This window comes from Caulobacter sp. SRI_014, assembly GCF_057586315.1.
Map to the genome: position 1 here is coordinate 1 of NZ_JBYCZQ010000005.1, position 24,505 is coordinate 24,505.

The 24,505-nt window shown below is 67.7% G+C and carries 31 protein-coding genes; 14 read left to right on the forward strand and 17 right to left on the reverse strand.

From position 1 onward, the window contains the following. The first annotated feature begins 54 nt into the window (after positions 1-54). Together AC2YG9_RS12660 and AC2YG9_RS12665 are read left to right on the forward strand one after the other, a co-directional pair. A complete protein-coding gene (locus AC2YG9_RS12660) occupies positions 55-417 on the forward strand; it encodes an ArsR/SmtB family transcription factor (RefSeq protein ID WP_487298337.1) in 363 nt (120 codons plus the stop codon). Further along, entirely contained in the window at positions 398-883 is a 486-nt protein-coding gene (locus AC2YG9_RS12665; RefSeq protein WP_487298338.1) for an SRPBCC family protein, read from the forward strand. Before AC2YG9_RS12660 ends, AC2YG9_RS12665 begins: the two co-directional genes overlap by 20 nt. A gap of 21 nt (positions 884-904) precedes the next feature. Here AC2YG9_RS12665 and AC2YG9_RS12670 read toward each other — a convergent pair whose 3' ends face one another. After that, positions 905-1,381, reverse strand: coding sequence for a hypothetical protein (locus AC2YG9_RS12670; RefSeq protein WP_487298339.1), 477 nt, complete (start codon positions 1,379-1,381; stop codon positions 905-907). Positions 1,382-1,383: 2 nt separating this feature from the next. Then, positions 1,384-1,845: a hypothetical protein gene (locus AC2YG9_RS12675; protein WP_487298340.1), complete on the reverse strand. Its 462-nt coding sequence runs from the start codon at positions 1,843-1,845 to the stop codon at positions 1,384-1,386. A gap of 100 nt (positions 1,846-1,945) precedes the next feature. Between AC2YG9_RS12675 and AC2YG9_RS12680 the strand changes: the two genes are divergently transcribed. Beyond that, positions 1,946-2,590 carry a hypothetical protein gene (locus AC2YG9_RS12680; RefSeq protein ID WP_487298341.1) on the forward strand — a complete coding sequence of 215 codons (645 nt, stop codon included), beginning with the start codon at positions 1,946-1,948 and terminating at the stop codon, positions 2,588-2,590. Positions 2,591-2,624: 34 nt separating this feature from the next. Here AC2YG9_RS12680 and AC2YG9_RS12685 read toward each other — a convergent pair whose 3' ends face one another. Together AC2YG9_RS12685 and AC2YG9_RS12690 are read right to left on the reverse strand one after the other, a co-directional pair. Continuing rightward, a complete protein-coding gene (locus AC2YG9_RS12685; RefSeq protein ID WP_487298342.1) occupies positions 2,625-3,560 on the reverse strand; it encodes a CPBP family intramembrane glutamic endopeptidase in 936 nt (311 codons plus the stop codon). Positions 3,561-3,590: 30 nt separating this feature from the next. Next, positions 3,591-4,070 carry a MarR family winged helix-turn-helix transcriptional regulator gene (locus tag AC2YG9_RS12690; protein WP_487298343.1) on the reverse strand — a complete coding sequence of 160 codons (480 nt, stop codon included), beginning with the start codon at positions 4,068-4,070 and terminating at the stop codon, positions 3,591-3,593. A gap of 144 nt (positions 4,071-4,214) precedes the next feature. On the opposite strand from AC2YG9_RS12690, the gene AC2YG9_RS12695 reads away from it, so the two are divergent. The 4 genes from AC2YG9_RS12695 (at position 4,215) to AC2YG9_RS12710 (ending at position 6,068) form a co-directional block, all read left to right on the forward strand. After that, positions 4,215-4,643, forward strand: coding sequence for a hypothetical protein (locus AC2YG9_RS12695; RefSeq protein ID WP_487298344.1), 429 nt, complete (start codon positions 4,215-4,217; stop codon positions 4,641-4,643). Positions 4,644-4,704: 61 nt separating this feature from the next. Beyond that, positions 4,705-5,202: a hypothetical protein gene (locus tag AC2YG9_RS12700; protein WP_487298345.1), complete on the forward strand. Its 498-nt coding sequence runs from the start codon at positions 4,705-4,707 to the stop codon at positions 5,200-5,202. An 80-nt stretch (positions 5,203-5,282) separates the two neighbouring features. Continuing rightward, positions 5,283-5,669, forward strand: a complete 387-nt coding sequence (locus AC2YG9_RS12705; RefSeq protein WP_487298346.1) for a hypothetical protein — start codon at positions 5,283-5,285, stop codon at positions 5,667-5,669. 15 nt (positions 5,670-5,684) lie between these two features. Continuing rightward, entirely contained in the window at positions 5,685-6,068 is a 384-nt protein-coding gene (locus AC2YG9_RS12710) for an MAPEG family protein (protein ID WP_487298347.1), read from the forward strand. A 44-nt stretch (positions 6,069-6,112) separates the two neighbouring features. Here AC2YG9_RS12710 and AC2YG9_RS12715 read toward each other — a convergent pair whose 3' ends face one another. The 3 genes from AC2YG9_RS12715 to AC2YG9_RS12725 form a co-directional block, all read right to left on the reverse strand. Then, the gene (locus AC2YG9_RS12715) at positions 6,113-7,402 is read right to left on the reverse strand and encodes a homoserine dehydrogenase (protein WP_487298348.1); all 1,290 of its coding nucleotides are present in this window, start codon (positions 7,400-7,402) and stop codon (positions 6,113-6,115) included. A gap of 114 nt (positions 7,403-7,516) precedes the next feature. Beyond that, positions 7,517-8,737 carry an LL-diaminopimelate aminotransferase gene (locus AC2YG9_RS12720; protein WP_487298349.1) on the reverse strand — a complete coding sequence of 407 codons (1,221 nt, stop codon included), beginning with the start codon at positions 8,735-8,737 and terminating at the stop codon, positions 7,517-7,519. A gap of 116 nt (positions 8,738-8,853) precedes the next feature. Then, the gene (locus tag AC2YG9_RS12725; protein ID WP_487298350.1) at positions 8,854-9,315 is read right to left on the reverse strand and encodes a hypothetical protein; all 462 of its coding nucleotides are present in this window, start codon (positions 9,313-9,315) and stop codon (positions 8,854-8,856) included. Positions 9,316-9,391: 76 nt separating this feature from the next. Between AC2YG9_RS12725 and phaC the strand changes: the two genes are divergently transcribed. Beyond that, positions 9,392-11,380 (forward strand): class I poly(R)-hydroxyalkanoic acid synthase, encoded by a 1,989-nt coding sequence (gene phaC / locus AC2YG9_RS12730; protein ID WP_487298351.1) that lies wholly within the window; start codon positions 9,392-9,394, stop codon positions 11,378-11,380. A gap of 206 nt (positions 11,381-11,586) precedes the next feature. Here the strand turns inward: phaC and AC2YG9_RS12735 are convergent, their stop codons facing one another. The 10 genes from AC2YG9_RS12735 to AC2YG9_RS12780 form a co-directional block, all read right to left on the reverse strand. After that, complete coding sequence (locus AC2YG9_RS12735) at positions 11,587-12,027, reverse strand: GNAT family N-acetyltransferase (protein WP_487298352.1); 441 nt, start codon at positions 12,025-12,027, stop codon at positions 11,587-11,589. Beyond that, the gene (gene lpdA / locus AC2YG9_RS12740; protein WP_487298353.1) at positions 12,027-13,430 is read right to left on the reverse strand and encodes a dihydrolipoyl dehydrogenase; all 1,404 of its coding nucleotides are present in this window, start codon (positions 13,428-13,430) and stop codon (positions 12,027-12,029) included. Before lpdA ends, AC2YG9_RS12735 begins: the two co-directional genes overlap by 1 nt. A 40-nt stretch (positions 13,431-13,470) precedes the next feature. Continuing rightward, entirely contained in the window at positions 13,471-14,784 is a 1,314-nt protein-coding gene (locus AC2YG9_RS12745) for a pyruvate dehydrogenase complex dihydrolipoamide acetyltransferase (RefSeq protein ID WP_487298354.1), read from the reverse strand. A gap of 45 nt (positions 14,785-14,829) precedes the next feature. Next, entirely contained in the window at positions 14,830-15,168 is a 339-nt protein-coding gene (locus AC2YG9_RS12750) for a tRNA-binding protein (RefSeq protein WP_487298355.1), read from the reverse strand. Continuing rightward, on the reverse strand, positions 15,161-15,574 hold the full coding sequence (locus AC2YG9_RS12755) for a GFA family protein (protein ID WP_487298356.1): 414 nt from the start codon (positions 15,572-15,574) through the stop codon (positions 15,161-15,163). Before AC2YG9_RS12755 ends, AC2YG9_RS12750 begins: the two co-directional genes overlap by 8 nt. After that, positions 15,571-16,938: a pyruvate dehydrogenase complex E1 component subunit beta gene (locus tag AC2YG9_RS12760; RefSeq protein WP_487298357.1), complete on the reverse strand. Its 1,368-nt coding sequence runs from the start codon at positions 16,936-16,938 to the stop codon at positions 15,571-15,573. The genes AC2YG9_RS12755 and AC2YG9_RS12760 overlap by 4 nt, the downstream gene beginning before the upstream one ends. Next, positions 16,938-17,960 (reverse strand): pyruvate dehydrogenase (acetyl-transferring) E1 component subunit alpha, encoded by a 1,023-nt coding sequence (pdhA, locus tag AC2YG9_RS12765; RefSeq protein WP_487298358.1) that lies wholly within the window; start codon positions 17,958-17,960, stop codon positions 16,938-16,940. The genes AC2YG9_RS12760 and pdhA overlap by 1 nt, the downstream gene beginning before the upstream one ends. 78 nt (positions 17,961-18,038) lie before the next feature. Then, on the reverse strand, positions 18,039-18,335 hold the full coding sequence (locus tag AC2YG9_RS12770; RefSeq protein WP_487298359.1) for an FtsB family cell division protein: 297 nt from the start codon (positions 18,333-18,335) through the stop codon (positions 18,039-18,041). A gap of 64 nt (positions 18,336-18,399) precedes the next feature. After that, positions 18,400-19,221: a DUF2705 family protein gene (locus AC2YG9_RS12775; RefSeq protein ID WP_487298360.1), complete on the reverse strand. Its 822-nt coding sequence runs from the start codon at positions 19,219-19,221 to the stop codon at positions 18,400-18,402. A gap of 4 nt (positions 19,222-19,225) precedes the next feature. Further along, a complete protein-coding gene (locus AC2YG9_RS12780) occupies positions 19,226-20,107 on the reverse strand; it encodes an ABC transporter ATP-binding protein (protein ID WP_487298361.1) in 882 nt (293 codons plus the stop codon). Between the two features lie 82 nt (positions 20,108-20,189). On the opposite strand from AC2YG9_RS12780, the gene AC2YG9_RS12785 reads away from it, so the two are divergent. The 6 genes from AC2YG9_RS12785 (at position 20,190) to AC2YG9_RS12810 (ending at position 24,351) form a co-directional block, all read left to right on the forward strand. Further along, positions 20,190-21,410, forward strand: a complete 1,221-nt coding sequence (locus tag AC2YG9_RS12785; protein ID WP_487298362.1) for an alkaline phosphatase family protein — start codon at positions 20,190-20,192, stop codon at positions 21,408-21,410. 91 nt (positions 21,411-21,501) lie between these two features. Further along, positions 21,502-21,969: a VOC family protein gene (locus AC2YG9_RS12790; RefSeq protein ID WP_487298363.1), complete on the forward strand. Its 468-nt coding sequence runs from the start codon at positions 21,502-21,504 to the stop codon at positions 21,967-21,969. Then, a complete protein-coding gene (locus AC2YG9_RS12795) occupies positions 21,966-22,313 on the forward strand; it encodes an ArsR/SmtB family transcription factor (RefSeq protein WP_487298364.1) in 348 nt (115 codons plus the stop codon). Before AC2YG9_RS12790 ends, AC2YG9_RS12795 begins: the two co-directional genes overlap by 4 nt. Beyond that, positions 22,314-22,772 (forward strand): SRPBCC domain-containing protein, encoded by a 459-nt coding sequence (locus AC2YG9_RS12800; protein ID WP_487298365.1) that lies wholly within the window; start codon positions 22,314-22,316, stop codon positions 22,770-22,772. It begins immediately after the preceding gene. Continuing rightward, positions 22,769-23,098: an MmcQ/YjbR family DNA-binding protein gene (locus AC2YG9_RS12805; protein WP_487298366.1), complete on the forward strand. Its 330-nt coding sequence runs from the start codon at positions 22,769-22,771 to the stop codon at positions 23,096-23,098. Before AC2YG9_RS12800 ends, AC2YG9_RS12805 begins: the two co-directional genes overlap by 4 nt. Beyond that, the gene (locus tag AC2YG9_RS12810) at positions 23,095-24,351 is read left to right on the forward strand and encodes a TCR/Tet family MFS transporter (protein WP_487298367.1); all 1,257 of its coding nucleotides are present in this window, start codon (positions 23,095-23,097) and stop codon (positions 24,349-24,351) included. The genes AC2YG9_RS12805 and AC2YG9_RS12810 overlap by 4 nt, the downstream gene beginning before the upstream one ends. Positions 24,352-24,505: the final 154 nt, after the last annotated feature.

Consider the following 24,505-nt stretch of genomic DNA (forward strand, 5'->3'; position numbering starts at 1 on the left):
TCATCGAGCGCGCGGGCTTGCAGGTTATGGAACGACGCGCTAACACTGAACCACATGGTTCAGTTTCAGCAGACCGGCCTCGACGCCTCCTTTGCCGCCCTGTCGGACCCGACCCGGCGCGGGGTGCTGGAGCAGCTTGGCCGGGCGGACGCCTCGATCACCGATCTGGCGGATCGGTTCGACATGACCCTGACGGGCATGAAGAAGCACATCGGGGTGCTGGAGGGGGTTGGCCTCGTCACGACGCGCAAGGTCGGCCGGGTGCGGACCTGCCAGCTGGGCCGGCGGCGGCTGGAAGAGGCCGCGGACTGGATCGACAGCTATCGACGGCTCTGGGACGCCCGCTTCGCGGCCCTGGACGGGATCATTGAAGAACTCAAGGCAAAGGAGAAAGCCGATGGCCGAGAACCAGGCTAGCCAGAATGGCCCCACCAAGATCGAACGGGTTTCGGACACGGAGCTGGTGGTCACCCGCCTGTTCGACGCGCCGGCAAGGCTCGTCTTCCAGGCCTGGTCGACGGCCGAGCTGTTCAAGCGCTGGTGGTCGCCGAGATCGCTGGGGATGCCGATCCTGGCCTGCGAAATGGATGTGCGGACAGGCGGCGGCTACAAGCTGACCTTCGGCCAGGATGAGGCGTCGTCGTTCAGCTTCTACGGCCGGTACCTCGAGGTGATTCCGAACGCCAGGATGGTCTGGACCAACGAGGAAGGCGACGAGGGGGCGGTGACCACCGTGACCTTCGAGGACCGGGGCGATCAGTGCCTGCTGACCTACAGCGACCGCTTCCCCAGCAAGGCGGCGCTGGAGGCCGAACGCGGCGCCGAGGAAGGCCTGCCCGAACAGTTCGAACAACTGGACGAGCTGTTGGGAACACTGGCCTAGGCTGGCTGCCGGGATGACGGGTTATTCTTTCCAGAGACAGATGCGGACCGGGGCGCCAGGCGCGGTCCAGCCTGCCTCGGTCCAGCCGGTCGCCGTCTTGCCGAGGTAGCAGGCCCCGTCTCGCGTCAGGGTCTCGAAGTGCATCGTGCCGTGGGTCGAGCTGACATCGTAGACGCTGTAGCCATACCAGGTTCCGTCCTCGTCCAGGTTCACCGCCACCCAGTAGTCGGCGGATCGCTGCCCGGCGCCGCCGCCGCCGGGATTTTCGTAGTCGATGCCATCCCAGACCTGCCGAGGCCCGTGGAAGCTGAAGGCTCCGCCCTTGTGGATTTCGTAGGAACAGCGCCCGGCAATCAGCATCTTGTCGGCCACCTTCAGCAGGCATCGGCCCCAGGCGTATCCCTTGTGAAGTCGGCGCTCGGCGGCCACTCCGGTCGGTGCGGATACCGTCCCGAGGAGAAGGGCCAGCAAGGTCGCAGCAACGACGGTGATGCGCATAGTCATTCCCACACGAAGATGGTGCGCAGATCGCAGCCTTCGGGGTCCTCACCCTCGTTGAACAGGCGCACGCGGGCGATGGCCCGGCGCTGTTTGGCCGTGAAGGGGGTCCTGGAGGTGAAGTAGGCGGCGCCGTGTTCGCCGTTCCAGATCGCGATCACGTAGCCATCCTCATCCTTCCGCTCGCCGAAGCGGGCGGGCCTGTCGCCGGCCTTCGGCTGCACGATATGGCCGGGCGGCTTGCTGGCCCAGCCGATGCCGAAGACCTCAAGCGAGCCGAAGGCGCCGTCCCAGCGGAAGCGGCCGCCGTGAATGCCGCCACCCAGCGTCGTCACCGTCTCGCCGGCGCTCAGGTCGATGATCGGCGAGTAGCCGCAGAACCGGGCCGGCCCCTTCAGATCGGAGGCTTGCGCCGCCGTGGCGGCCAGCAGGGCCGCGGCGAGCACGATAGCGCGCAGCATCATTGGCCTGTCTCCCGCGCCGCCGTCCGGCATGCTCCACAACAGGACGTTGCGGCGCGCAGGCCCGTCTTGCAAGGTGCGACGCCTGCGGGAGGGGGATTCCATGAGCGCCTTTGAATTCTTCTTCAGCTTCTACGGCCTGTTGCTCGGCCTGTCGGTGGCGGTGCTGGCGACAGGCGCGGCGCGGGCCTTCAAGCACCGCAAGACGCGGCCCGTCGGGTGGCTGACGCCGCTGTTGGCCGTGTTCGTGGCTCTGGATATCGCCACCTTCTGGGAGGCGGCCTGGGTCAACTACCGCGAGCTGCCGTTCAGTTACGGCCTGCTGATCGGCGGGCTGGTCGATGCGGTGGTCTATTTCATCGCCGCCGCCCTGGTGTTTCCCGACGAGACCGACCCGGAAACGCCGCTGGATGACCATTTCTGGGCCCACCGGCGGGCGGCCCTCTGCCTGCTGATCCTGGCCAATCTGATCGGCGTCTGCGGCATGCTGGCGGTCAATCTGACGCGAGAGAACGGTCAGGCCCTGATCTCTGCCTATTCGACCAATATGGCGATCTACATCGTCCTGGTCGGCGTGGCGGCCTGGACGAAGCGCAAGTGGCTGTTCGCGACGGCCATAGGCGCACACATCCTGCTCTACCTCTACATCGCGGTCGTTTCGGTCGTGTCGCCGCCGCCGAGCCATAAGCTGCTGGGCCAGGCGCCGGCTGACAAGCCGGCGGTGAGCAGCCCTTCGACCGGGCCGTAGACCGCCTCCCGGCTGTCGACAAAGCCGGCCAGGCTCAGGCGGTCTGCCGGGATTTGAGGTGTCCCCGGCGCCAGGCGAGCCACAGGGCCGCGCCGCCCACGGCGGTGCAGATGACGACCGCCGGCAACGACGCCTCCGGACCAAACACACCGCCGGTCAGCCAGGCCGGAAGGCCCGGGCGCGCGGTGCTGCTGGCGATCGCAGGCCCAAAGTCACCGCCAGAGACGGCCGCGCCGAACACATAGCCCTGCGTGAAATTCCAGGCCGCGTGAACGCCGATCGAGACCCACAGCCGGCCGGTCAGGGCGTAGAAGGCCGCCAGCATGATGCCGGCCTCGAGCGCGATACAGACGGCGGCGAACACGGTCGCCCCGGGGTTGGGCAGGTGGCCAAAGCCGAACACGGCCGCCGACACCGCCAGGGCCACCCAGGGTCCGAAGGCCCGCCAGACCAGTCGCAGCAGGATGGCCCGGATCATGATCTCCTCGACCACGCCCGATTGAACGGCCCGGCCGACGGCCATCCAGGCCGGGGCCTCACCCGCGCTGCGGATATCGTAGAGGCCGAAGACGGCCATGACGGCCATCACCGCCGCGAACATCAGGGCGCCGATCAGAAGGCCGGCGGCGAGCTCCGGCGCCAGGGGCCGCAAGGCAAGCTCCGACGGCCATCGCCCCTCTGCCAGCAAGACCGCGATCGCGTAGACCGCCAGGCCGATCAGGGCGCCGATGACGTTGGCGGCCAGTTGCAGGGGCTCCGAGGTTTTCGGCCACAGGTGGCCCAGGGCCTCCCCGGCCGACAGCGAGGTCAGGGCGACGAGGAAGACCAGCGCAAGGATCCAGCCGATGGCCCGCAACCAGCGCAGGGGCCCGGGATGCAGGACCCTTCGCTCACCGAGATCCGGCGGATGCCATCCGAGGGGGCCCCTCGGCGCGTGCGCAATGTCGGCGGCCGAGGATTTCGGGCCCATGGAAGTTCTCCGTTGGTGTCGGGGCTCGGGCTATTCCGAGGCGTTGAGGGTCTCGGCGGCGTCCCTGATGCGCGCGCCAAAGGGGCGCCGGTCGAGGGCGGCGATCGCTTCGGCGAGCGCGGCCGAGAGCGGAAAGGACAGTTCGGCGTCCAGCTGGGCCGCGGCGCGGTTGGTGGCGGCCCATTGGCGTTCGAGCGCCGGCAACATGGCGTCGGCCTTGGGGGTGGTGACCACGATCCGCTCGCGGCCATCGGCGCCGGGCTTGAGGGTCACCAGACCCTCGCGGGCCATCTGGGAAACGGACTGGCTGGCGGCGGAGTGGCTGACGCCCATCCCTTGGGCCAAGGTCTTGATCGAGGCGGGCCCATTGCGCAGCAGACCCCGGAGGATCGGGGTGTATCGCGGCCGCCAGGCGAGGCCGGCGGCGGCGTAGGCGGCCTCGACCTCGCTGTCGAGTCGATCCAGCAGGCTCCGAACGAGGGTGCCGAGGGTGGGCAGGGCGTCTGACATGCCGATAATATATAAGTGCTGTTATATCATGTCAATGAAGCCCAGGCGAGCCCTCCGCATCCTCCACCAGGAATTGCGCGAACCCGCGCCGTGGCTCAGCCTCGACCGGAATACCGATGTGATTCGAATCCGGGGGAGCGAAGCATGAAGTGGAAAGTCCTGGCCGCCGCCGCGGCGGCAACCGTCCTGTCGGCATCCATGGCAATGGCCGGGGGTGATCAGCCGGCCGCCGACCAGCCCGATGTCGTCTACACCACCCTGTTCCTGAAGGACGGCCAGCTGCTGGCCAGGCGGAATGTCGTCGGTCAATACGGTCGCACCGTGCGGATCGAGATCCCCGACCTGATGCGCGTTGAGGTTTCGGCGGAGCGGCCTGACGCCAACGCACAATCCTTCACGACCGCCAAGATGGCGCTGTTCAAGGACGGCGCCTGGCAGGCGCCGAAGGTGATGTCGATGCCGGCGACCCTGACCTCGACACCGTCGTTCGAATACTCGGTGGACGGCACGCCCTACCGCTTCGTGGTCATGCCGCGCCAGCTGTCGCCCGCCGCGAACATCGACCAGCCGTAACGCCTTTCGAGCGCCCGATTCCGCGAGCGTCATGGGTCGTCGCCGAGGGACTCCGCCAGACATGCGCGCGCTCATCATCACCACCCTGGCCGCCCTGCTGTGCGCCAGCTGCTCCCCCTCGCCTGAGCCGAAGGCCGAAATGCCGGCGGCGGCGAAGGACGGTGGCACGAGCTACATCGCTTCCATCACCGTTCCCCTGGGGCCGGAAGAGCGGTTGGACGCTTTCAAGATCGACACCTGGGGCGTCGACGTCCTGGCCGTCTGTCACATCCCCGCGGGGTGGACGATCACGGCGGGCCGCAGCGCCGCCCCGAGCGGCGAAATCAGCGGGCAGAGCAGCCATGGGGTGACCTGGCTCTCGGACATGAAGCCGCTGGAGGGGTTGGTTCTGGTAAGCATCCATGGATCGGTTCAGGCGGCGGAGCGGACGGAAGGCCCGACGACCTGGCCGGCGACGTTCAGCGGCAAGGCCAACATCGAGACGGGTGACGATGCGCAGCGCGAGGCGGTGCTGAGCCATGCCAACGTGCAGCTCGTTGCGGCCGACCGCTGCCCCTAGCTTAGGGTTGATGAGGCCCTTGCCCACGCCGCGCTTCGCTCCAGATCACCATTTACGGTGTAAGCAGAAGCGGCGGAGTCATGATCGACACCCTCTTGCGAGCGGCCTACGGGCTGAACATCCTCATCCTGCTGCCTGTGGTCGGCTCGATGCTGGTCGGAGCCAACGGCGTCACTGTCCAGGCCTTTGAGCACAAGGTCGGCGAGTCACCCGGCCTGCGCCTGCTGGTGGCCAGCCTCTGGGCGGCCATCCTGCTCTGTTCCGCCGCCGGCCTCTTTCAGCCCCGCGTCTTCGTCGGCGTGCTGGTCCTGCAGGTGATCTACAAGAGCCTGTATCTGGGGCTGTTCGTCCTGCCACTGGTTCGGGCGCAGGGCTGGAGCGCGGCGCCGCACGGCGTGACCCTCAGCTTCATCGTGATCATCGCCCTCTGGCCGGCCCTCATCTGGGCCGCCTGGGCCCCTCGCTGACCGTCGGAGCCTGCGATGCCCATCATCCCGGTGTACGCCGCCGCCCTGGCGCCGCTGTTTATCCTGCTCTCGACCCGGGTCATCCTTGCCAGACGCGGCCGGCGCCTGGGGTTTGGCAGCGGCGGCGATGAGGACGTTGAACGCAGGATCCGCGTCCACGCGAACTTCGCCGAATATGTGCCGCTGGCGCTCATCCTGCTGTGGATGGCCGAAACCATGGGCGCCGGTCCGGAGTGGCTGCACCTCTTCGGCGCGACCCTCGTCGCCGGCCGGATCGCGCACGCCCTGTTCCTGTCCTTCAAGGCCACGGACGACCTTGGCCGCATCCTCGGCATGACCGGCTCGCACACAGCCATTCTGGGCGGGGCGGGCCTGATCGTCTGGCAGTTGCTCGGGTGACAACACTTCCGGACCGTCGGTAGAGCGCCGCGGCCCGGACCAGATCAGATCCGGGCGATTCGCAGCAGCTTGGGCCGTTCCAGCACCACCGGCAGGCGTTCCAGGCGGTCGATGGCGTCGGTCAGCACCGACTCCGCCACAGCGTGGGTGGTCAGGACGATGGGGACGCCGCCGACATCTTCCACCGGCTTCTGCAGGAAGCTGTCGATGGAGACGCCGCATTCGGCAAGCGTCTCGGAGACGGCGGCGATGACGCCGGCCTTGTCCTCGACGAGCAGGCGCAGATAGGCCTTGCCGACCCGGCGGGTGGGGGCGACCGCCACGAACGGCGGCAGGTCGCCGGCCGGGGCCTGGAAGACCGGGCGTTTGGCGAGCGTCATCACGTCGGCGATGTCGGCGGCGACCGCGGCGGCGGTCGGGCCCGAGCCGGCGCCGGGGCCCTGGATAAAGATGCGGCCGATGCGCGTCCCCTCGATGAACAGGGCGTTGGTGGCGCCGCGGGTCTCGGCCAGGGGATGGCCGAAGGCGACCAGGCTGGGGTGGACGCGGACGGCGACGCCGTCCTCGGTGCGCTCGGTCGAGGCGATCAGGCGGATGCGGTAGCCGAGGTCCTTGGCCATGGCGATGTCGAGCTGTTCGACGCCGTCGATGCCCTCGATCTCGGCGGCGGCGAAGTTGGGGGCGCAGCCGAAGGCCAGGGCGGCCAGGATGGAGATCTTGTGGGCGGCGTCGAAGCCGCCGACGTCGGTGGTCGGGTCGGCCTCGGCATAGCCCATGGCCTGGGCGTCCTTCAGCACGTCGGCGAAGGCGCGGCCTTTCGATTCCATCTCGCTGAGGATGAAGTTGCAGGTGCCGTTGAGGATGCCGGCCAGGGCAGAGACATCGTCGCCGACCATGGCTTCGCGCAGCATCTTCACAGCCGGGGTGCCGCCCATGACAGCGGCCTCGAACAGCAGGGGCACGCCGGCGGCTTCGGCCAGGGCGGCCAGTTCGGCGCCGTGGACGGCGATCAGGGCCTTGTTGGCGGTGACGACGGGCTTGCCGGCCTTGAGGGCCGCCTCGACGGCCGCCTTGGCCGGGCCGTCGGAGCCGCCGATCAGTTCAACGAAGATGTCGATGTCGGGGCTGGCGGCCAGGGCGACCGGGTCGTCGAACCAGGCGAGGCTGGAGATGTCGACCGGCCGATGGCGGGTGCGGTTGCGGGCGCTGACGGCGGTGATGACGGCGCGGTCGCCGGCGGGAGCGAAGTCAGGGCGTTCGGCGAGGAATTCGAGCAGGCCGCCGCCGACAGTGCCGAGGCCGGCAACGCCGACACGCCAGGTTTTCTTAGACACCCCAACCTCCGCTCATCCCGGCGAATGCCGGGACCCAGATGAAACCCGCCCACGCCAGATGATGAATCTGGGTCCCGGCATTCGCCGGGATGAGCGGTTGATAGAAATGGTTCTTCACTGCGCCGCCAGGGCGTTGTGAGCCCGGCCCAGGATTTCCGAAGAGTTCGCCAGGAACTTCTTCACATTGCGCGCCGCCTGGCGGATGCGCTGCTCGTTCTCGACCAGGCCGATGCGGACATAGCCTTCGCCGTATTCGCCAAAGCCCGAGCCGGGCGCCACGGCGACGCCGGCTTCCTCGACCAGAAGTTTGGCGAACAGCATGGAGCCGGCCTCCTTGTACTGCTCGGGGATCGGGGCCCAGGCGAACATCGAGGCGGGCGGGCTGGGGATGTCCCAGCCGGCCTGGGCCATGGACTTCACCAGAACGTCGCGGCGCGATTTGTAGGTGGCGCGGATTTCGTCGACGCAGTCCTGCGGCCCGTTGAGGGCGGCGGCGGCGGCGACCTGGATCGGCGTGAAGGCGCCGTAGTCGAGGTAGGACTTCACCCGGGCGAGAGCCGCGCACATGCGCTCGTTGCCGACCACCATGCCGACCCGCCAGCCGGCCATGGCATAGGTCTTCGACAGGCTGTTGACCTCGACGGCGCAGTCCTTGGCGCCCTCGACCTGCAGCACGCTGGGGGGCGGGTTGTCGTCGAAGTAGATTTCCGAATAGGCGACGTCGCTGATGACCAGCAGGTCGTGCTTTTTCGCGAGGGCGACGGCGTCTCTGTAGAAGTCGAGATCGACCCATTGCGCCGTCGGGTTGGACGGGTAGCTGAGGATCAGGACGGTCGGGGGCGGGACGGAGTTCTTCACCGCGCGGCTGACCCCGGCCAGGTACTCTTCCGGCGACAGGGCCGGGACGTGGCGGATCACGCCGCCGGCCATGATGAAGCCGAAGGCGTGGATCGGATAGGCGGGGTTGGGGCAGATGATGACATCGCCCGGCGCGGTCAGGGCGTTGGCCAGGTTGGCGAAGCCTTCCTTGGAGCCCAAGGTGGCGATGACCTCGGTGTCGGGGTTCAGCTTCACGCCGTAGCGGCGGTCATAGTAGCCGGCCATGGCCCGGCGCAGGCCGATGATGCCCTTCGAAGCGCTGTAGCGGCCGGACTTGGGGTCGCGGGCCGTCTCGATCATCTTGTCGACGATGTGCTTGGGCGTCGGCATGTCGGGGTTGCCCATGCCGAAGTCGATGATGTCGACGCCCTGGCCGCGCAGGCGGGCCTTGATGCGGTTGACCTCTTCGAAGACGTAGGGCGGCAGGCGGCGGATACGGTGGAAATCGGTTGTCATTGGGGCTCGTCGCCGCAAATCGGCGCGTGGGAGCTGAAGTCGCGCATGGATAGCCCACGGAGGGGCCTGTACCAAGCAGGCTCTTGGAAGATTATGCCCCCGACGCCCGTAGTTCCCTACTTCGGCTTCGGGGGCGCCTTAGCTCGCGCCTTGGCGGCGGCGACGAAGCGCTCGGATTCGGCGATTTCCGCGTCTGTCGGCGCCTGCAGGTCGCCGGCGTCGGCCTTGGCCCGGGCGGCGAAGGCGTCGTTGGCGTCGAGGTCCCAGGTTTCCGGGGCCGTGCTGTTGGTGACGTAGAGGGCCTCGGTCTGCTCCTCCTCGACCGCCGCCTTGACGGCTTCGGCGGTCGGCAGGTCGGTCGGCGGGGCCGGGATGGAGGCGAAGGTCGGGAAGTCGTTGGCCGGCCTGGCCAGCACCGCCTCGATCTGTTCCTTGGCCGGCGAGGTCGGGTTGACCGGGACCTCGGCGAACACCTGGCGGCCCGAGGGCGACACACAGGCGGCGAGCGACAGGGCGCCCAGGATCAGGACGGAAGCGCTGATTACGCGCGACAACGGAATGCGGGCTTGGCCGTTCATCTCAAGTCCGGTCATATGCGATGATTGCGGCAAGCGAAAGGGCGACGCCACGCCCTTGCAGGTGAGGAAACGATGCATGGCCGGTGAAGCCAAGGCCCCGACCCGCAAGACAGCCAAGCCGAAGGCGGCCGCCAAACCCAAGGCGGCCCCGAAAGCGGCGAAGGCGAAAGCGGCGCCGGACGACCGGATCCAGGCGGCGCGCGAGGCGACGGCCCCTCCCCCGCCGCCCAAGTCGTCCGCCCCCGAGGCGCCGCAGTTTCCGCCGATTGGCGATCCGGCCGGCTTCATTCCCAAGGAACAGCGCGAGCAGTTCGAGAAGCTGTCGGCGAATCTGGCGCGGGCGGCGATCACGGCTCAGGGGGCCATTGCGGAGGCGGCGCTGCGTCAGGCCGACGCCCCGGCGGCGCTGAACACCGATCCCTTCCATGTGGGGCCGGCCCTGACCCAGGTGATGGGCAAGCTGGCCAGCGAGCCGGACCGCATGCTGCGGGCCCAGGCGGACCTGTTCTCGCGCTATCTCGACCTCTGGCAGAACACGGCCAAGCGGATGGGCGGCGAAACGGTCGAGCCGACCGTCGTCCCGGCCAAGGGTGACAAGCGGTTCAACGATCCCGACTGGGGCGCCCATCCGCTGTTCGACGTGATGAAGCAGTCGTATCTGCTGACCTCGAACTGGCTGAATACCCTGGTGGCCGAGGTCGAGGGGGTCGATCCGCTGGAGAAGCGGCGGGTCGAGTTCTTCATGAAGATGCTGACCGACGCGGTCAGCCCGTCGAACTTCCTGATGAGCAACCCCGCCGCCCTGCGCGAGGTGGTGGCCACCGGCGGCGAGAGCCTGGTGCGCGGCATGGACCAGTTCGCCGGCGACCTGGCCCGCGGCGGCGGCCAGCTGTCGATCAGCCAGACCGACATGGACGAGTTCGTGGTCGGCCAGAACGTCGCCACGGCGCCGGGCAAGGTCGTCTATCAGAACGACATCCTGCAGCTTCTGCAGTTCAATCCGACGACGGACCAGGTGCGGGAGATCCCGCTGCTGCTGTTCACGCCATGGATCAACAAGTTCTACATCACCGACCTGCGCCCCGATAACAGCCTGATCCGCTGGCTGACCGGCCAGGGGTTCAGTGTGTTCGTGACCAGCTGGGTGAACCCGGACGAGAAGCTCGCCGCCAAGACCTTCGAGGACTACCTGGTCGAAGGCATCTACGACGCCACCGCGCAGGTGATGAAGCAGTGCGGGACGGACAGGGTGAACACCGTCGGCTACTGCATCGGCGGCACGCTGCTCAGCTGCGCGCTGGCGCACATGGCCGCCAAGGGTGATGCGCGGATCAATTCGGCGACCTTCTTCGCGGCCCAGCAGGACTTCGCCGAGGCCGGCGACCTGCGGCTGTTCGTCGATGAGGGCTGGCTGAAGGACATCGAGGCCCAGATGGACAAGGCCGGCGGCTTCCTGCCCGGCAAGTCGATGGCCGATACGTTCAATGCCTTGCGCGGCAACGACCTGATCTGGTCGTTCTTCGTCAACAACTACCTGATGGGCAAGGAGCCCAAGCCGTTCGACCTGCTGTTCTGGAACAGCGACCAGACGCGGATGCCCAAGGCGCTGCACCTGTTCTATCTGCGCAACTTCTACAAGGACAACGCGCTGGCGGAGGGGAACCTGACCCTGGCCGGGGTGAAGCTGGACCTGTCGAAGGTGAAGACGCCGATCTATGTGCAGTCGAGCCGCGAGGACCACATCGCGCCGTTCCGCAGCATCTATCGCGGGGCCAAGCTGTTCGGCGGGCCGGTGACGTTCACGATGGCGGGGTCGGGGCACATCGCCGGGGTGATCAACCATCCGGACGCGAAGAAGTACCAGCACTGGACCAACAGCGCCTTGCCGGCGACCGTGGATGAATGGATCGCCGGAGCTCAGGAGCATCCCGGCAGCTGGTGGCCGCACTGGGCGGCTTGGTTGAACGAGCGGTCGGGCGACATGGTCCCGGCGCGGGATCCGACCAAGGGGCCGCTGAAGCCGCTGGAAGATGCGCCGGGGTCGTTTGTGAAGGTGCGGAGCTAAGGCGGCGGCGAAAATCAAGCTCTCCCCCCGCAAGCGGGGGAGGACCGCTTTGGAGCGTCCAGCGACAAAGCAGGAGGGGGGAACCCCCGATGTCAGGAGGAACCTCCCTACCGCCGGTGGGGCCCGCCTCCTGATTTCTCGCCAAGGCTCGAAATCTGTCCTCCCCCCACTTCGCGGGGGGAGAGCTTATATTGCTGATCTCGCTCTTAGAGTTCGAGCCGGAACTTCGGACGTTCCCAGGTGATCTCACCAACCGGCGGAGAGACCCCGGCGTCGGCCGCGCCCATGCGGCGATAGAAGTCGGCCGCCTGGGGGTTCGAACTGATCACCACCGCGCTGGCCCCAAGCGCCCTCGCCCGCTCCGCCATATGCGCGAACAGCCGGCGGCCGACGCCTTTGCCCTGGGCGGCGTTGGCGGTGAAGAAGAGGTCGAGTTCAAGCGTGTCCGGGCCGTGCGGGATCAGTTGGTGGAAGCCCATGACCTCGCCGGCCTCCTCGTCGAGCCAGACTTCGTCGGCCTCGGTGAAGGTCCAGCGCGGGGTGAACTCGGCGATCATCGCGCGCGCCGCCGGCGCCTCGTAGCCGTTGCTGGCCATCATCAGCGCCACCAGCGCCGCGCGGTCGTCCGGCCGGGCGCGGCGGATCATCAGATGTGCAGCGGCTTGCCGAAGGCGTCCAGGGCCGCCTCGTGCATGGCCTCGCTCATGGTCGGGTGCGGGAAGACGGTGTTGAACAGGTCTTCCTCGGTGCCTTCCATGGTCATGGCGATGGTGTAGCCCTGGATCATTTCGGTGACCTCGTGGCCGATCATGTGGGCGCCGAGCAGGGCGCCGGTCTTCGCATCGAACACCGTCTTGGCGAAGCCTTCGGTTTCGCTGGCGGCGATGGCCTTGCCGTTCACCTTGAAGGGGAAGCGGCCGACCTTGACCTCGTAGCCTGCAGCCTTGGCGGCGGCCTCGGTCAGGCCGACGGAAGCAACCTGCGGGTTGGCATAGGTGCAGCCCGGGATCGGGGCGGTGACGGTCGGGACCTTCACGCCGGCGATATGCTCGACGCAGTGGACGCCGTCGTGCATGGCCTTGTGGGCCAGCCAGGGGGCGCCGGCGACATCGCCGATCGCGTAGAGGCCGGGGACGTTGGTGCCGCCGTGCTTGTCGGCGACGACATGGCCGCGGTCGAGCTTGAGGCCCAAGGCTTCGAGGCCCAGATCCTCGGTGTTGGGGGCGATGCCGACGGCGACGATGCAGACCTCGGCCTCGAGGGTCTCGGCCTTGCCGCTGGCCTCGACGGCGACGCTGACGCCGGTCTTGGTCGCGGCGACCTTGGACACCTTGGCGCCGATGCGGAACTTGATGCCCCGCTTTTCGAAGGCCTTCTGGGCGGCCTTGGAGATCTCCTCGTCCTCGACCGGCATGATGCGGTCGACGGCCTCGATCACCGTCACCTCGGCGCCGAGGGCGCGGTAGAAGCTGGCGAACTCGATGCCGATGGCGCCCGAGCCGATGACCACCAGGGTCTTGGGACAGGTCTTGGGGGTCAGGGCTTCGCGGTAGGCCCAGATGGCCTTGCCGTCCGGCACGGCGCCGATGGCCGGGATGGTGCGGGCGCGGGCGCCGGTGGCGAGGATCACGGACTCGGCGGCGACGGTGCGGCTGCCGCCGGCCTTGAGGGCGACCACGACCTTGGGGGCGTCCTGCCCCTTCTCGAGCCTGGCCGTGCCTTCGATAACCTCGATCTTGTACTTCTTCATCAGGAAGGCGACGCCGCTGGCCAGCTGTTTGGCCACACCGCGCGAGCGCTCGACTACCTTGCAGAAGTCGAACGACCGGCCGGTGACCGACAGGCCGTAGGCGTCGAGGTGGCTCAGCTGTTCATAAACCTCGCCGCTCTTGAGCAGGGCCTTGGTCGGGATGCAGCCCCAGTTGAGGCAGATGCCGCCGAGGTTCTCGCGCTCGACGATGGCGGTCTTCAGGCCCAGCTGGCTGGCGCGGATGGCCGCCACGTAGCCGCCGGGGCCAGCGCCGATGACGATGAGATCGAAGTCGCTCACGGGATCACTCCAAAGGTTCAGATGCGCTGGGGACGGCCGATCAGACGATCATCGTCAGCGGGTCTTCGATCAGCGACTTGAACACCTGCAGGAACCTCGCGCCGATGGCCCCGTCGACGACCCGGTGGTCGCAGGTCAGGGTGACGGTCATCACCGTGGCGATGGCCAGCTCGCCGTTCTTGACGACCGGGCGCTGCTCGCCCGCGCCGACACTCATGATGCAGCCCTGCGGCTCGTTGATGATCGAGGCGAAGGACTTGATGCCCATCATGCCCAGGTTCGAGACCGAGAAGGTGCCGCCCTGGAACTCCTCGGGCTTCAGCTTGCGGTCGCGGGCGCGGCCGGCCAGGTCCTTGGCCTCGGTGGCGATCTGGGCCAGGCCCTTGGTGTCGGCCTTGCGGATGATCGGAGTGATCAGGCCGCCGTCGATGGCCACGGCCATGGCGATGTCGGCGTGATGGTGCATGGCGAGGCCTTCGGGCGAGTAGCTCGCGTTGGCTTCGGGCACGCGGGTCAGGGCGACGGCGACGGCCTTGATGACCAGGTCGTTGACCGAAACCTTGACGCCGTCCTTCTCCAGCATGGCGTTGATCTTGGACCGGGCGGCGAGCAGGCCGTCGATCTCCAGGTCGATGGTCAGCGGGAAGTGCGGGATGTCGCGGAAGCTGTCGGTCATCCGGCGGGCGATGGTCTTGCGCATGCCGTCGAGCGGGACGAGGTCGTAGGTGCCTTCCGGGATGCCCAGTTGGGCCAGCGATTGCGGCGCGCGGGCCGGAGCCGCAGCGCCAGCAGCGGCGGGCGCGGCCGAAGGTGCGGCTCCGGGGGCCTTGCCGCGAGCGGCGTCGACGTCGGCCTTGACCACCCGGCCATGCGGGCCGGTGCCCTTCACCGTGGCGAGGTCGAGGCCGGCGGCCTGGGCCAGGCGGCGGGCCAGCGGCGAGGCCATGATACGGTCGCCGGACGCGGTCGCCGGCACGGGGGCCGGAGCCTTGGTCGTCGCGCCGGTCTCACCGGCGGCCTGCACGGGCGCGGCGGGCGGCGGCGCTTCGGCCCTGGGGGCTTCGGCCTTGGGGGCTTCAGCCTTGGGGGCCGGAGCCGGCGCGGGCGCCTCCCCTTCCCCGGCCAGGCGGGCGATGGGGGTGTTCACTTTCACGCCTTCGGTCCCGGCGTCAACCAGGATGGCTTCGACCACGCCTTCGTCGACGGCCTCGACCTCCATGGTCGCCTTGTCGGTCTCGATCTCGGCGATCACGTCGCCGGCCTTGACCGTGTCGCCGGGCTTCACATGCCACTTGGCGAGCGAGCCTTCTTCCATGGTCGGCGACAGGGCGGGCATCAGGATTTCAATGGACATGGCGCGGCTCGTTGTTGGCTCTGCATTGGAACTGGGAAAGGCGCATCAGTAGAGCCTTCCACCGATGGGAACGGGGCGGTCGGGGCCGATCAACATGACCTCGCCGTCGGCGTCTGGCACGCCCAGGGTCAGGACCTCGGACATGAAGGGGCCGATCTGGCGCGGCGGGAAGTTGACCACGGCCAGCACCTGGCGGCCGATCAGGGTCTCGACCGGGTGGTTCTTGACGATCTGGGCCGAGGACTTCTTGACCCCGATGTCGCCGCCGAAGTCGATGCGCAGCTTGATGGCCGGCTTGCGAGCTTCGGGGAAGGGTTCGGCGGCGATGACCTCGCCGACGCGGATGTCGACCTTGAGGAAGTCGTCGAAGGTGATCTCAGGCATGGGCGTCCTCTTCGGAGAGGTGCGCCAGGGAAGCGCCGTGGGCTTCCCAGTTCTGGCCGTCGAAGGCTTCGATCCGCAGGTCGAGGCCCGAGACATCGTCCAGGCAGCGGGCGTTGACCGACCAGCCGTCCGGGTTGGAGCGCGGGCGGTAGAAGGCCTTCACGCCACAGACCTTGCAGAAGGTGTGCTGCGCCACGCCGGTGTTGAAGCTGTAGGTGGTGATGGCGTCTTCGCCGGCGGTCAGGCGGAAGCGGCTCTCCGGCACGATGACGTGCACGAAGCCGACCTTCTGGCACATCGAACAGTTGCAGCTCTGCGCCTCGACGACGGCCGGCAGGGCCGCCTCGAAGCGCACGGCGCCGCAGTGGCAGCCGCCGGCGTGCCAGCTGTGCGCCGCCTGGGTCACTTGTAGCTCACCGCCTTGGCCGCCTTGACGATCTTCTCGACCGACGGCAGCGACAGGGCCTCGAGGTTGGCCGCGTAGGGCAGCGGCACGTCTTCCTGGTGGACGCGCAGCGGCGGGGCGTCGAGGTAGTCGAAGGCGTGCTCGATCACCCGGGCGACGATCTCGGCGCCGACGCCCATCGGGCCCCAGCCCTCTTCTACGCAGACGATGCGGTTGGTCTTCTTGACGCTCTCGACAATGGTCTCGTGGTCGAGCGGACGGATGGTGCGCAGGTCGATGACCTCGGCCTCGATGCCCTCGGCGGCCAGTTCCTCGGCGGCCTTGAGCGCCAGGCCGACCATGCGGCTGTGGGCGGTGATGGTGACGCCCGAGCCCTCGCGGCGGACCTTGGCCTTGCCGATGGGGACGATCCAGTCCTCGACATCGGGGATGTCGAACTCGACGCCGTACATCATCTCATGCTCGAGGAAGACGACGGGGTTGGGATCGCGGATGGCGGCCTTCAGCAGGCCCTTGGCGTCTGCGGCGTCGTAGGGGGCCACGACCTTGAGGCCGGGAACCTGGCCGTACCAGGCGCTGTAGTCCTGGCTGTGCTGGGCGCCGACGCGGGCGGCCGCGCCGTTGGGGCCGCGGAAGACGATCGACGACTTGATCTGGCCGCCCGACATGTAGAGCGTCTTGGCGGCCGAGTTGATGATCTGGTCGATGGCCTGCATGGCGAAGTTCCAGGTCATGAACTCGACGATGGGCTTGAGGCCCGCCATCGCCGCGCCGACGCCGAGGCCCGCGAAGCCATGCTCGGTGATCGGGGTGTCGATGACGCGGCGGTCGCCGAACTCCTGCAGCAGTTCACGGCTGACCTTGTAGGCCCCCTGATACTGGGCGACTTCCTCGCCCATCAGGAAGACCTTGTCGTCGCGCCGCATCTCCTCGGCCATGGCGTCGCGCAGGGCGTCACGGACGGTGATCTTGACCAGCTTGGTCCCGGCCGGGATCTCGGGGTCGCGGAGCTCGACCTTCGGCGTCACCGGCGCTGTCGCTTCGGACTCGGGTTGCGGCTGGGCTTCGGGAGCCGGGGCGGCGGCCTCCTTCGGCGGTTCGGCGGCAGGCGCGGGCGCAGCGCCCTCCTCGCCTTCCAGGCGGGCGATGGGGGTGTTGACCTTGACGTTCTCGGCGCCGGCCTCGACCAGGATGTCGGCGATCACGCCTTCATCGACGGCCTCGACCTCCATGGTCGCCTTGTCGGTCTCGATCTCGGCGATCACGTCGCCGGCCTTGACCATGTCGCCCTTCTTGACGTGCCACTTGGCGAGAGTGCCCTCCTCCATCGTCGGGGAGAGCGCGGGCATGAGGATATCGGTCATTACTCGGCCGCCTCCAGGTAGACGTCGGTGTAGAGTTCGGACGGATCGGGTTCGGGCGAGGTGCGGGCGAATTCGGCGGCCTCGGCGACGATGCGCTTCACCTCCGCGTCGATGGTCTTCAGCTCGTCCTCGGTCACCTTGGCGGCGTCCAGCTTCTCGCGCAGGTGGTCGATGGGGTCGCGGGTCTTCTTGACCTCGTCCACCTCCTCCTTGCTGCGGTACTTGGCCGGGTCGCTCATCGAGTGGCCGCGATAGCGGTAGGTCTTCATCTCGAGGATGTAGGGGCCCTTGCCGCTGCGCGCGTGCTCGGCGGCGCGGGCGCCGGCCTCGGCCACGGCCTCGACATCCATGCCGTCGACTTCCTCGCCCGGGATGCGGAAGGAGATGCCGCGCTTGTGCAGGTGGGTTTCCGACGCCGAGCGCTCGATGCTGGTGCCCATGGCGTACTGGTTGTTCTCGATCATGTAGACGACCGGCAGGTCCCAGAGCTGAGCCATGTTGAAGCTCTCGTAGACCTGGCCCTGGTTGGCCGCGCCGTCGCCGAAGTAGGCGAAGGCGACGTTGCCGTTGGCCTTGTACTTGTTGGCCAGCGCCAGGCCCGTGCCCAGGCTGACCTGGGCGCCGACGATACCGTGGCCGCCGTAGAAGCCGGCCTCGGTCGAGAACATGTGCATCGAGCCGCCCTTGCCCTTGGACGAACCACCGGCCCGGCCGGTCAATTCGGCCATGACTTCGCGGGCGTCCATGCCGGCGGCCAGCATATGGCCGTGGTCGCGGTAGCCGGTGATGATCTGGTCGCCCTTCACGCGGATGGCTTCCATGCCGACGGCGATGGCTTCCTGGCCGATGTAGAGGTGGCAGAAGCCGCCGATCAGGCCCATGCCGTACAGCTGGCCAGCCCGCTCCTCGAAGCGGCGGATCAGCAGCATGTCCTTGTAGTACTTCAGCAGCGTCTCGCGGCTGGTCGTGACACCGGTGTCAGAACCCTTGCCCGATGTCTTGGCCTTAGTCGCCCGCGCCATGCATTTCTCCCAGAACCGTTATCACGGCGGCCTTTTCTTTCCCTCGGCACTAAGCCAGGGCGAAAAGATCGACCCGGCTCAGGGCTGCAGACGGATCACATAATCCCTTGGGTCCGCGAAGCCTAGGACAGAACGCGCACGTTCTTCCAAAAGGTCCCGCGAAAGGCTGCCGTCGCGTAGTAGCCGAGCCCGGGCTTCGAGGTCCATCCTCTCTTGCCGGGTCAGCTTCAGCTTTTCGTGTAACTGCGTCTGTTCGGCCCGCCGCTGATTAGACAATAGCCATCCGAGCTCCCCGGTCAGACCGTGGAACACGAAATACACGATCAGTCCCAGCAGGGTGATCGTCGGCAGGTAGGGGCGGAAACGCGCGAGCATGCGCTGATCAAGATCCTGGTACGCGAAGCACCCGCAGAATCTCATTGTTATGCTTAATGGAATGCTACTCGCGTGTGAGTTCCTGACGGCGGAACATGACGACCGTCCCAACAGTGAACAGGGTCGCCCAGACCGTCAGGCCCAGCAGAGCGAAAAGCGGGTGGGCCGGCTCATGCAACGGGCCGCCGTCGCCGCGCAGCACCTGGGCGGCGAGGTTCGGGAAGGCCAGGATGATTTCTGGCGTGGCGATGCCGGGATGGATCTGCTTGATCGCCAGGCCGATGTATTGGGCGGCGGAGATGAAGACGGGAATCAACAGCCCGGCCATGTTTGATCGCGTGATGATCGAGATCAGCGCCGCCATCGATCCGACCACCATCAGCTCCAGCCAGCCGGCCGCCAGGCCGCGCAGGAGCATCAGCGGCGTGACCCCCTCGCCGAACGGCGCGAAGGGCATCTTCAGCACGGCCCCCTGCACGAGTGTGGCCAGCGTCGAGGCGGCCGCCAGCAGGATGAGGGCGACCAGGGCCAGAATGGCAAAGGCGAGAAACTTGCTGATGATCAGGTTGGCGCGGCTGTTGCGCGGCGCCTGCAGCCGCCAGGTCTCCCAGCGGTAGTCGGCCGCGAACATGGCGCTGACGCCCAGCAATACGAACAGCTGGATCGGAAAGGCGTTGGCCCAGTTGAAGCCGTGGATGATGGCCTGGGCCAGGTTCACCACCTTGGTTGTCGGAACAGCGTTGGCGTTCTTGACCAGCAGGCCGAGCACCGTCTCCAGGAACGACAGGGCGAAGATGAACAGGGCCGGGAAGATCACCCCCCAGAACATCGCCCCCCGGTCGCGCACCATGCGGAAGCGTTCGGCGTTGAAGGCGTCCAGCAGCATGGCTCTAGGTCCCCGTGTGCACGAGATAGGCCCGTTCGAGGTCGCCGCTGATCCAGCGGGCCTCGACGATGTCGACACCGCGGCTGGCCAGAGCGCGGATCAGGTCAGGGGCCTCGGCGCGGGTGACGGCGGCCAGCACATAGCCGCCGTCCGCGGTTCCCCGCTTGCCGAGCACCTCGAGCACGGCGGCCTGCGGCGTGGCCAGCAGGCGAAGCTGTTCCTCGGTCTGGCTGAGGTCCTCGATGGCGGTCAGCTTGCCCTTGGCCAGGAAGGCGACCCGGTTGCAGACCCGCTGGACCTCGTCGAGCTGGTGGCTGGCGAGGATGACGGTGACCCCGTCCTTGTTGGCCAACTCGCGGATCAGACCGCGGATCTCGAGGATGCCCGAGGGGTCCATGCCGCTGGTCGGCTCGTCGAGGATCACGGCCTCAGGCCGGGTGATCAGGGCGGCGGCAAGGCCCAGCCGCTGTTTCATGCCGACGGAGAAGCCCTTGGTCTTGCGGTCCGCCGCCTCGGCGATGCCAACCCTCTCAAGCCAGCCGTTGATGTCGGGCGAGGCGACGCCGCTCTGGGCGCTGAGCATGGTCAGGGTTTCGCGGGCGGTCAGGTAGGGGTGGAAGCGGGGCGTCTCGATCATCGAGCCGATGCGGCGCAGGGCCTTCGGGTCCCCGGCCGGCTGTTCCAGCAGGCGCACTTCGCCGGCGGTCGGATGGATCAGGCCCAGCGCCAGGCGGAACAGGGTCGACTTGCCGGCGCCGTTGGGGCCGAGCACGCCGAACACCCCGCCGCGCGGAATCTCCAGGCTGAAATCGTCCAGCGCCTTGACCGCGCCGGTCCCGGACCCGAACGTCTTGCTTAGGCCGATGGCCTGGAGGGCGAAACTCATGGACGCTCCGAAAGCCATCATCGGCCTGTCGTGACGGGTGACTATGGCCGTGGGGCCGATGAGTCGCCAAGGAGGGCGGAAGATGATGCGGTTGAAGGTCTGGATGACGGTCATCGCCGTGATGGTCGTCAGCGCCTGCGCGACCACGCCGGACACGCCCCCTGCCCCGCGGCCGCTGACCATCCTGATCTCGTTGGACGGCTTCCGGCCCGACTACCTGCACCAGGGAGACAGCCCGACCCTCGACCGGCTGGCCGCCGAAGGCGTGGTGGCGCCGGCCGGCATGCGGCCATCCTTCCCGTCCCTGACCTTTCCCAACCACTACACCCTGGTCACCGGCAAACGACCCGACCACCACGGCATCGTCGGCAACACCATGGACGACCCCGTGCTCGGGAGCTTTGCCCTGAGCAAGAAGGAGGCGGTGACCGACCGCCGTTGGTGGGATCAGGCCGAACCGCTGTGGGTCACCGCCGAGAAGCGTGGGGTCAGGACGGCGACCATGTTCTGGCCGGGCTCGGAGGCCGACATTCAGGGCGTGCGCCCCTGGAAGTGGTCAGTATTCGACCAGAAGATGCCGGGCCCGGACCGGGTCGATGTTCTGCTCGGCTGGCTGGATGATCCCGCCGTGAAGCCGGGGTTCGCCACCCTCTACTTCGACGTGGTCGACACCGCCGGCCACCGCTTCGGCCCCGGCGCGCCGGAGGTCAGGCAGTCGGTGCAGCAGGTCGATGGGGCGATAGCCCGGCTGCTGGAAGGCCTCAAGTCGCGGGGGATCGCCGCCAATCTGGTCATTGTCGCCGACCACGGCATGACGGCGGTGGCGCCGGGAAACACCGTGATCGCCGACGCCGCCGATCCGGGCGCGGTGAAGATGGTCAGCGGCGGGGCGGCGGCGACCTTCGCCCTGATCCCGGGCCAGGAGGGGCGAGGCGAGGCGGCGCTGCTGAGGAAGCACGACCACATGACCTGCTGGCGCAAGCAGGATGTGCCCAGGCGGCTGGGCTTCGGGACCAACCCCCGCATTCCCGCGATCGTCTGCATGGCCCAGTTAGGCTGGTATATCTCCAACGCCGAAATGGCGGCGACCCGCAGGCCGGACACCCGCGTCACCGGCGCCCATGGCTACGACAATGCAGAGCCCGACATGCGGGCCCTGTTCCTGGCCTGGGGACCCAGCGTCAGGCAGGGAACCAGCGTGGAAACCTTCGACAACGTCGACGTCTATCCCCTGCTCGCAAGGATGATCGGCGTTGAGCCGGTCAAAGGCGACGGCAAGCTGCCAGCGGGGGTGCTGCGGTAGTTCCTCCTCCGGGAGGAAGTCACGGGGGCGGAGTTGACATAGTTTCGTTTTGGGTGAAATATTAACTCAAACGACAACAGAAAGCCTTGCCATGGCCTGGACCCGCCCCGCCCTCGTCTCCGCCCTCTGCTATCGGGACCCGCGCGCCGCGCTGAAGTTCCTCGAGGACGCCTTCGGCTTCGAGATCATCCTGCTGATCGAAGACGATCTGGGCAACGTCGGCCACAGCGAGATGCGCTTCGGCAGCGGGGCGGTGATGATCGGCAGCGAATGGACCGACGAGCACAAGAGCCCCGCCTCCATCGGCGGCATGATGACCCAGACCGTCCATGTCCAGCTGGAGCCCGGGGACGGCACGATCGACGCCCACTGCGAACGGGCCCGCAAGGCCGGGGCGCTGATCATCGCCGAGCCAGAGGACCAGTTCTACGGCGACCGCACCTACCGCTGCAAAGACCCCGAGGGTCATATCTGGACCGTCGGTCAGACGGTGCGGACGACCAGCCCCGAGGACTGGCATCGCGACACCGGCCTGAAGGCGACGATCATCAAGGAATGACCGCCGCCGCCAAACTGGACCAGACGCTCGCCGCCCTCGCCGATCCCCATCGGCGCCAGGTCGTCGAGCTGTTGCGCGAGCGGCCGCGGCGGGCAGGTGAACTGGCCGAGGCGGCGGGGCTGACCCCGCCGGCCATGAGCCGGCACCTGAAGACCCTGCGCCAATCTGGCCTGGTAGAAGTGGCTGGCCTGGTCGAGGAAAGCCATCCGGAGTTCGACGCCCGGGTGCGCGTCTATCAGCTGAGGGCCGAACCGATGGTGGATCTGCTGCGCTGGCTGGAACAGACCGAGCGGATGTGGACCGCCCAGCTGGCCGCCTTCAAGGCGCACCTGGAGCAGGACTAGGTGGCCAGCCGGGTCCTGATTTCCGTCCGGGTGAAATCGACGCCCCAGCGCGCCTTCGAGGTTTTCACCCGGGATATTGCCCTCTGGTGGAAGCCCAATCCGGAGTTCGCCTTCACCCCCCGCTCTCCGGGCGTCATGGCCTTCGAGGACCAGACACGGCTGGTCGAGCGCCTGCCCAGCGGCAAGGTGTTCGAGGTCGGCCAGGTGACCGCCTGGGAGCCCGGCGCGCGGCTGGCGTTCGGCTGGCGCCAGGCGACCTTCACGCCAGATCAGGTGACCGATGTCGAGGTGACCTTCGAGGCTGTCGGCGACGAGACCCGGGTCACCGTCGTCCACACCGGCTGGGATAGCGTCCCACGCGAGCATGTCGCCAAGCACGGCATGGAGAACGGCTACTTCCAGAAGCGCCACGGCGACTGGTGGCGTGAGCTGATCGACCGGATGGGAGAAATCGTGTGACCCAGGACGACATTCGCGCGCTGGCCCTCTCCCTGCCGCTGGCCGAGGAGCATCCACACTTCGACCGCGCCTCCTTCCGGGTGAAGGGCAAGATCTTCGCCACCCTGCCGCCGGGGGGCGAGGAGGCGGTTCTGAAGCTGCTGCCCGAGATCAAGGAGAGCCTGCGACAATCGGACCCCGACGCCGTGCGGGCTTTGCCGGGCGGATGGGACAAGGGCGGCTGGACCCTGATCGCCATCGGGTCCATGGATGACGAAAAGCTGGCCGACCTGATCCGCCTCGCCTGGCGGCAGGTCGCGCCCAAGAAGATGCTGGGGGCGGCATGAGCGAACAGGACAGCCTGACGGGCCATCGCCGCAAGGCGGCTGTGCGGTTCATCTTCATCACCGCGACGATCGACATTGTCGCGCTGGGCATCATGATTCCGGTGCTGCCCCACCTGATCAAACAGATGGCCGGCGGCGACTACGCCATGGCCAGCGAGATCAACCTGGCGTTCGCCACCGTCTTCGGCCTGATGCAGTTTTTCTGCGCGCCGGTGCTGGGGCTGCTGTCGGACCGCTTCGGCCGGCGGCCGGTGCTGCTGACGTCGATCTTCGGGCTGGGGATCGACTTCCTGTTCATGGCCTTCGCGCCGACCATCCGCTGGCTGTTCGTCGGCCGTGTGATCAGCGGCGCCACGGCGGCCAGCTTCTCGACCGCCAACGCCTATATCGCCGACGTCACGGCGCCCGAGAACCGCGCCAAGGCCTACGGCATGATGGGCGCGGCCTTCGGCCTCGGCTTCACCCTGGGGCCGGCGCTGGGCGGACTGCTGACCAAGATCGACCTTCGCCTGCCCTTCTTCGTCTGCGCCGGACTGGCGCTGCTCAACTGGCTGTACGGCTATTTCATCCTGCCGGAGTCCCTTCCACCCGAGAAGCGCGAGCCGAAGCTGAACTGGAAGAAGGCCAATCCGATTGGCTCCCTGCAGCTGCTGCGCTCGCACAAGGGCTTGCTGGGCCTGGCCAGCGTCGGCTTCCTGTTCCAGTTGGCCCATGTCGTCCTGCCGGTGATCTTTATCCTCTATGCCGGCTACCGCTACAATTGGGGCCCCGACATCGTGGGCCTCAGCATGCTGGGCACCGGCGTCTCCAACATCATCGTCCAGGCTCTGCTGATCGGGCCCGTGGTCAAGCGGATTGGCGAGCGCGGCGCGCTGCTGCTGGGCCTGGCGAGCGGCGCGGCCGGCTTCGCCATCTTCGGCCTGGCGCCGAACGGCTGGATCTATCTTGCAGGCATTCCGGTCTTTGCTCTGATGGGCTTCACCGGGCCCGGCATGCAGGCCCTGATGACCAGCCGGGTGCCCCCCCATGAGCAGGGCCAGCTGCAGGGCGCCAACGGCGCGATGATGGGCATCGCCGGCATCATCGCGCCGTCGCTGTTCGGGTTCAGCTTCGCCTTCGCGGTCCGGCACAACGATACCCTTCACATGCCGGGCCTGCCGATCCTGATCGCCTCGGCTCTTATGGTCGGCGCCTTCCTGATCGCCCTGCAGGTCGCCAGGCCCGCGCCACCCGCGGAACCCGTGCCGGTCTGACAGCTTCAACGCCTTGATTGCGCCGAAAACCTGCCCTTTCTAGGGGCCGAGGCTTGCCGGATCGAAGATCCGGAAAGCCTCAGACTCTGGATTGGAAAGCCGGTCCGGGCGGCGGAACCGGTTTCCACTTCCGCCTGACCGGCTTTCGAGCGTC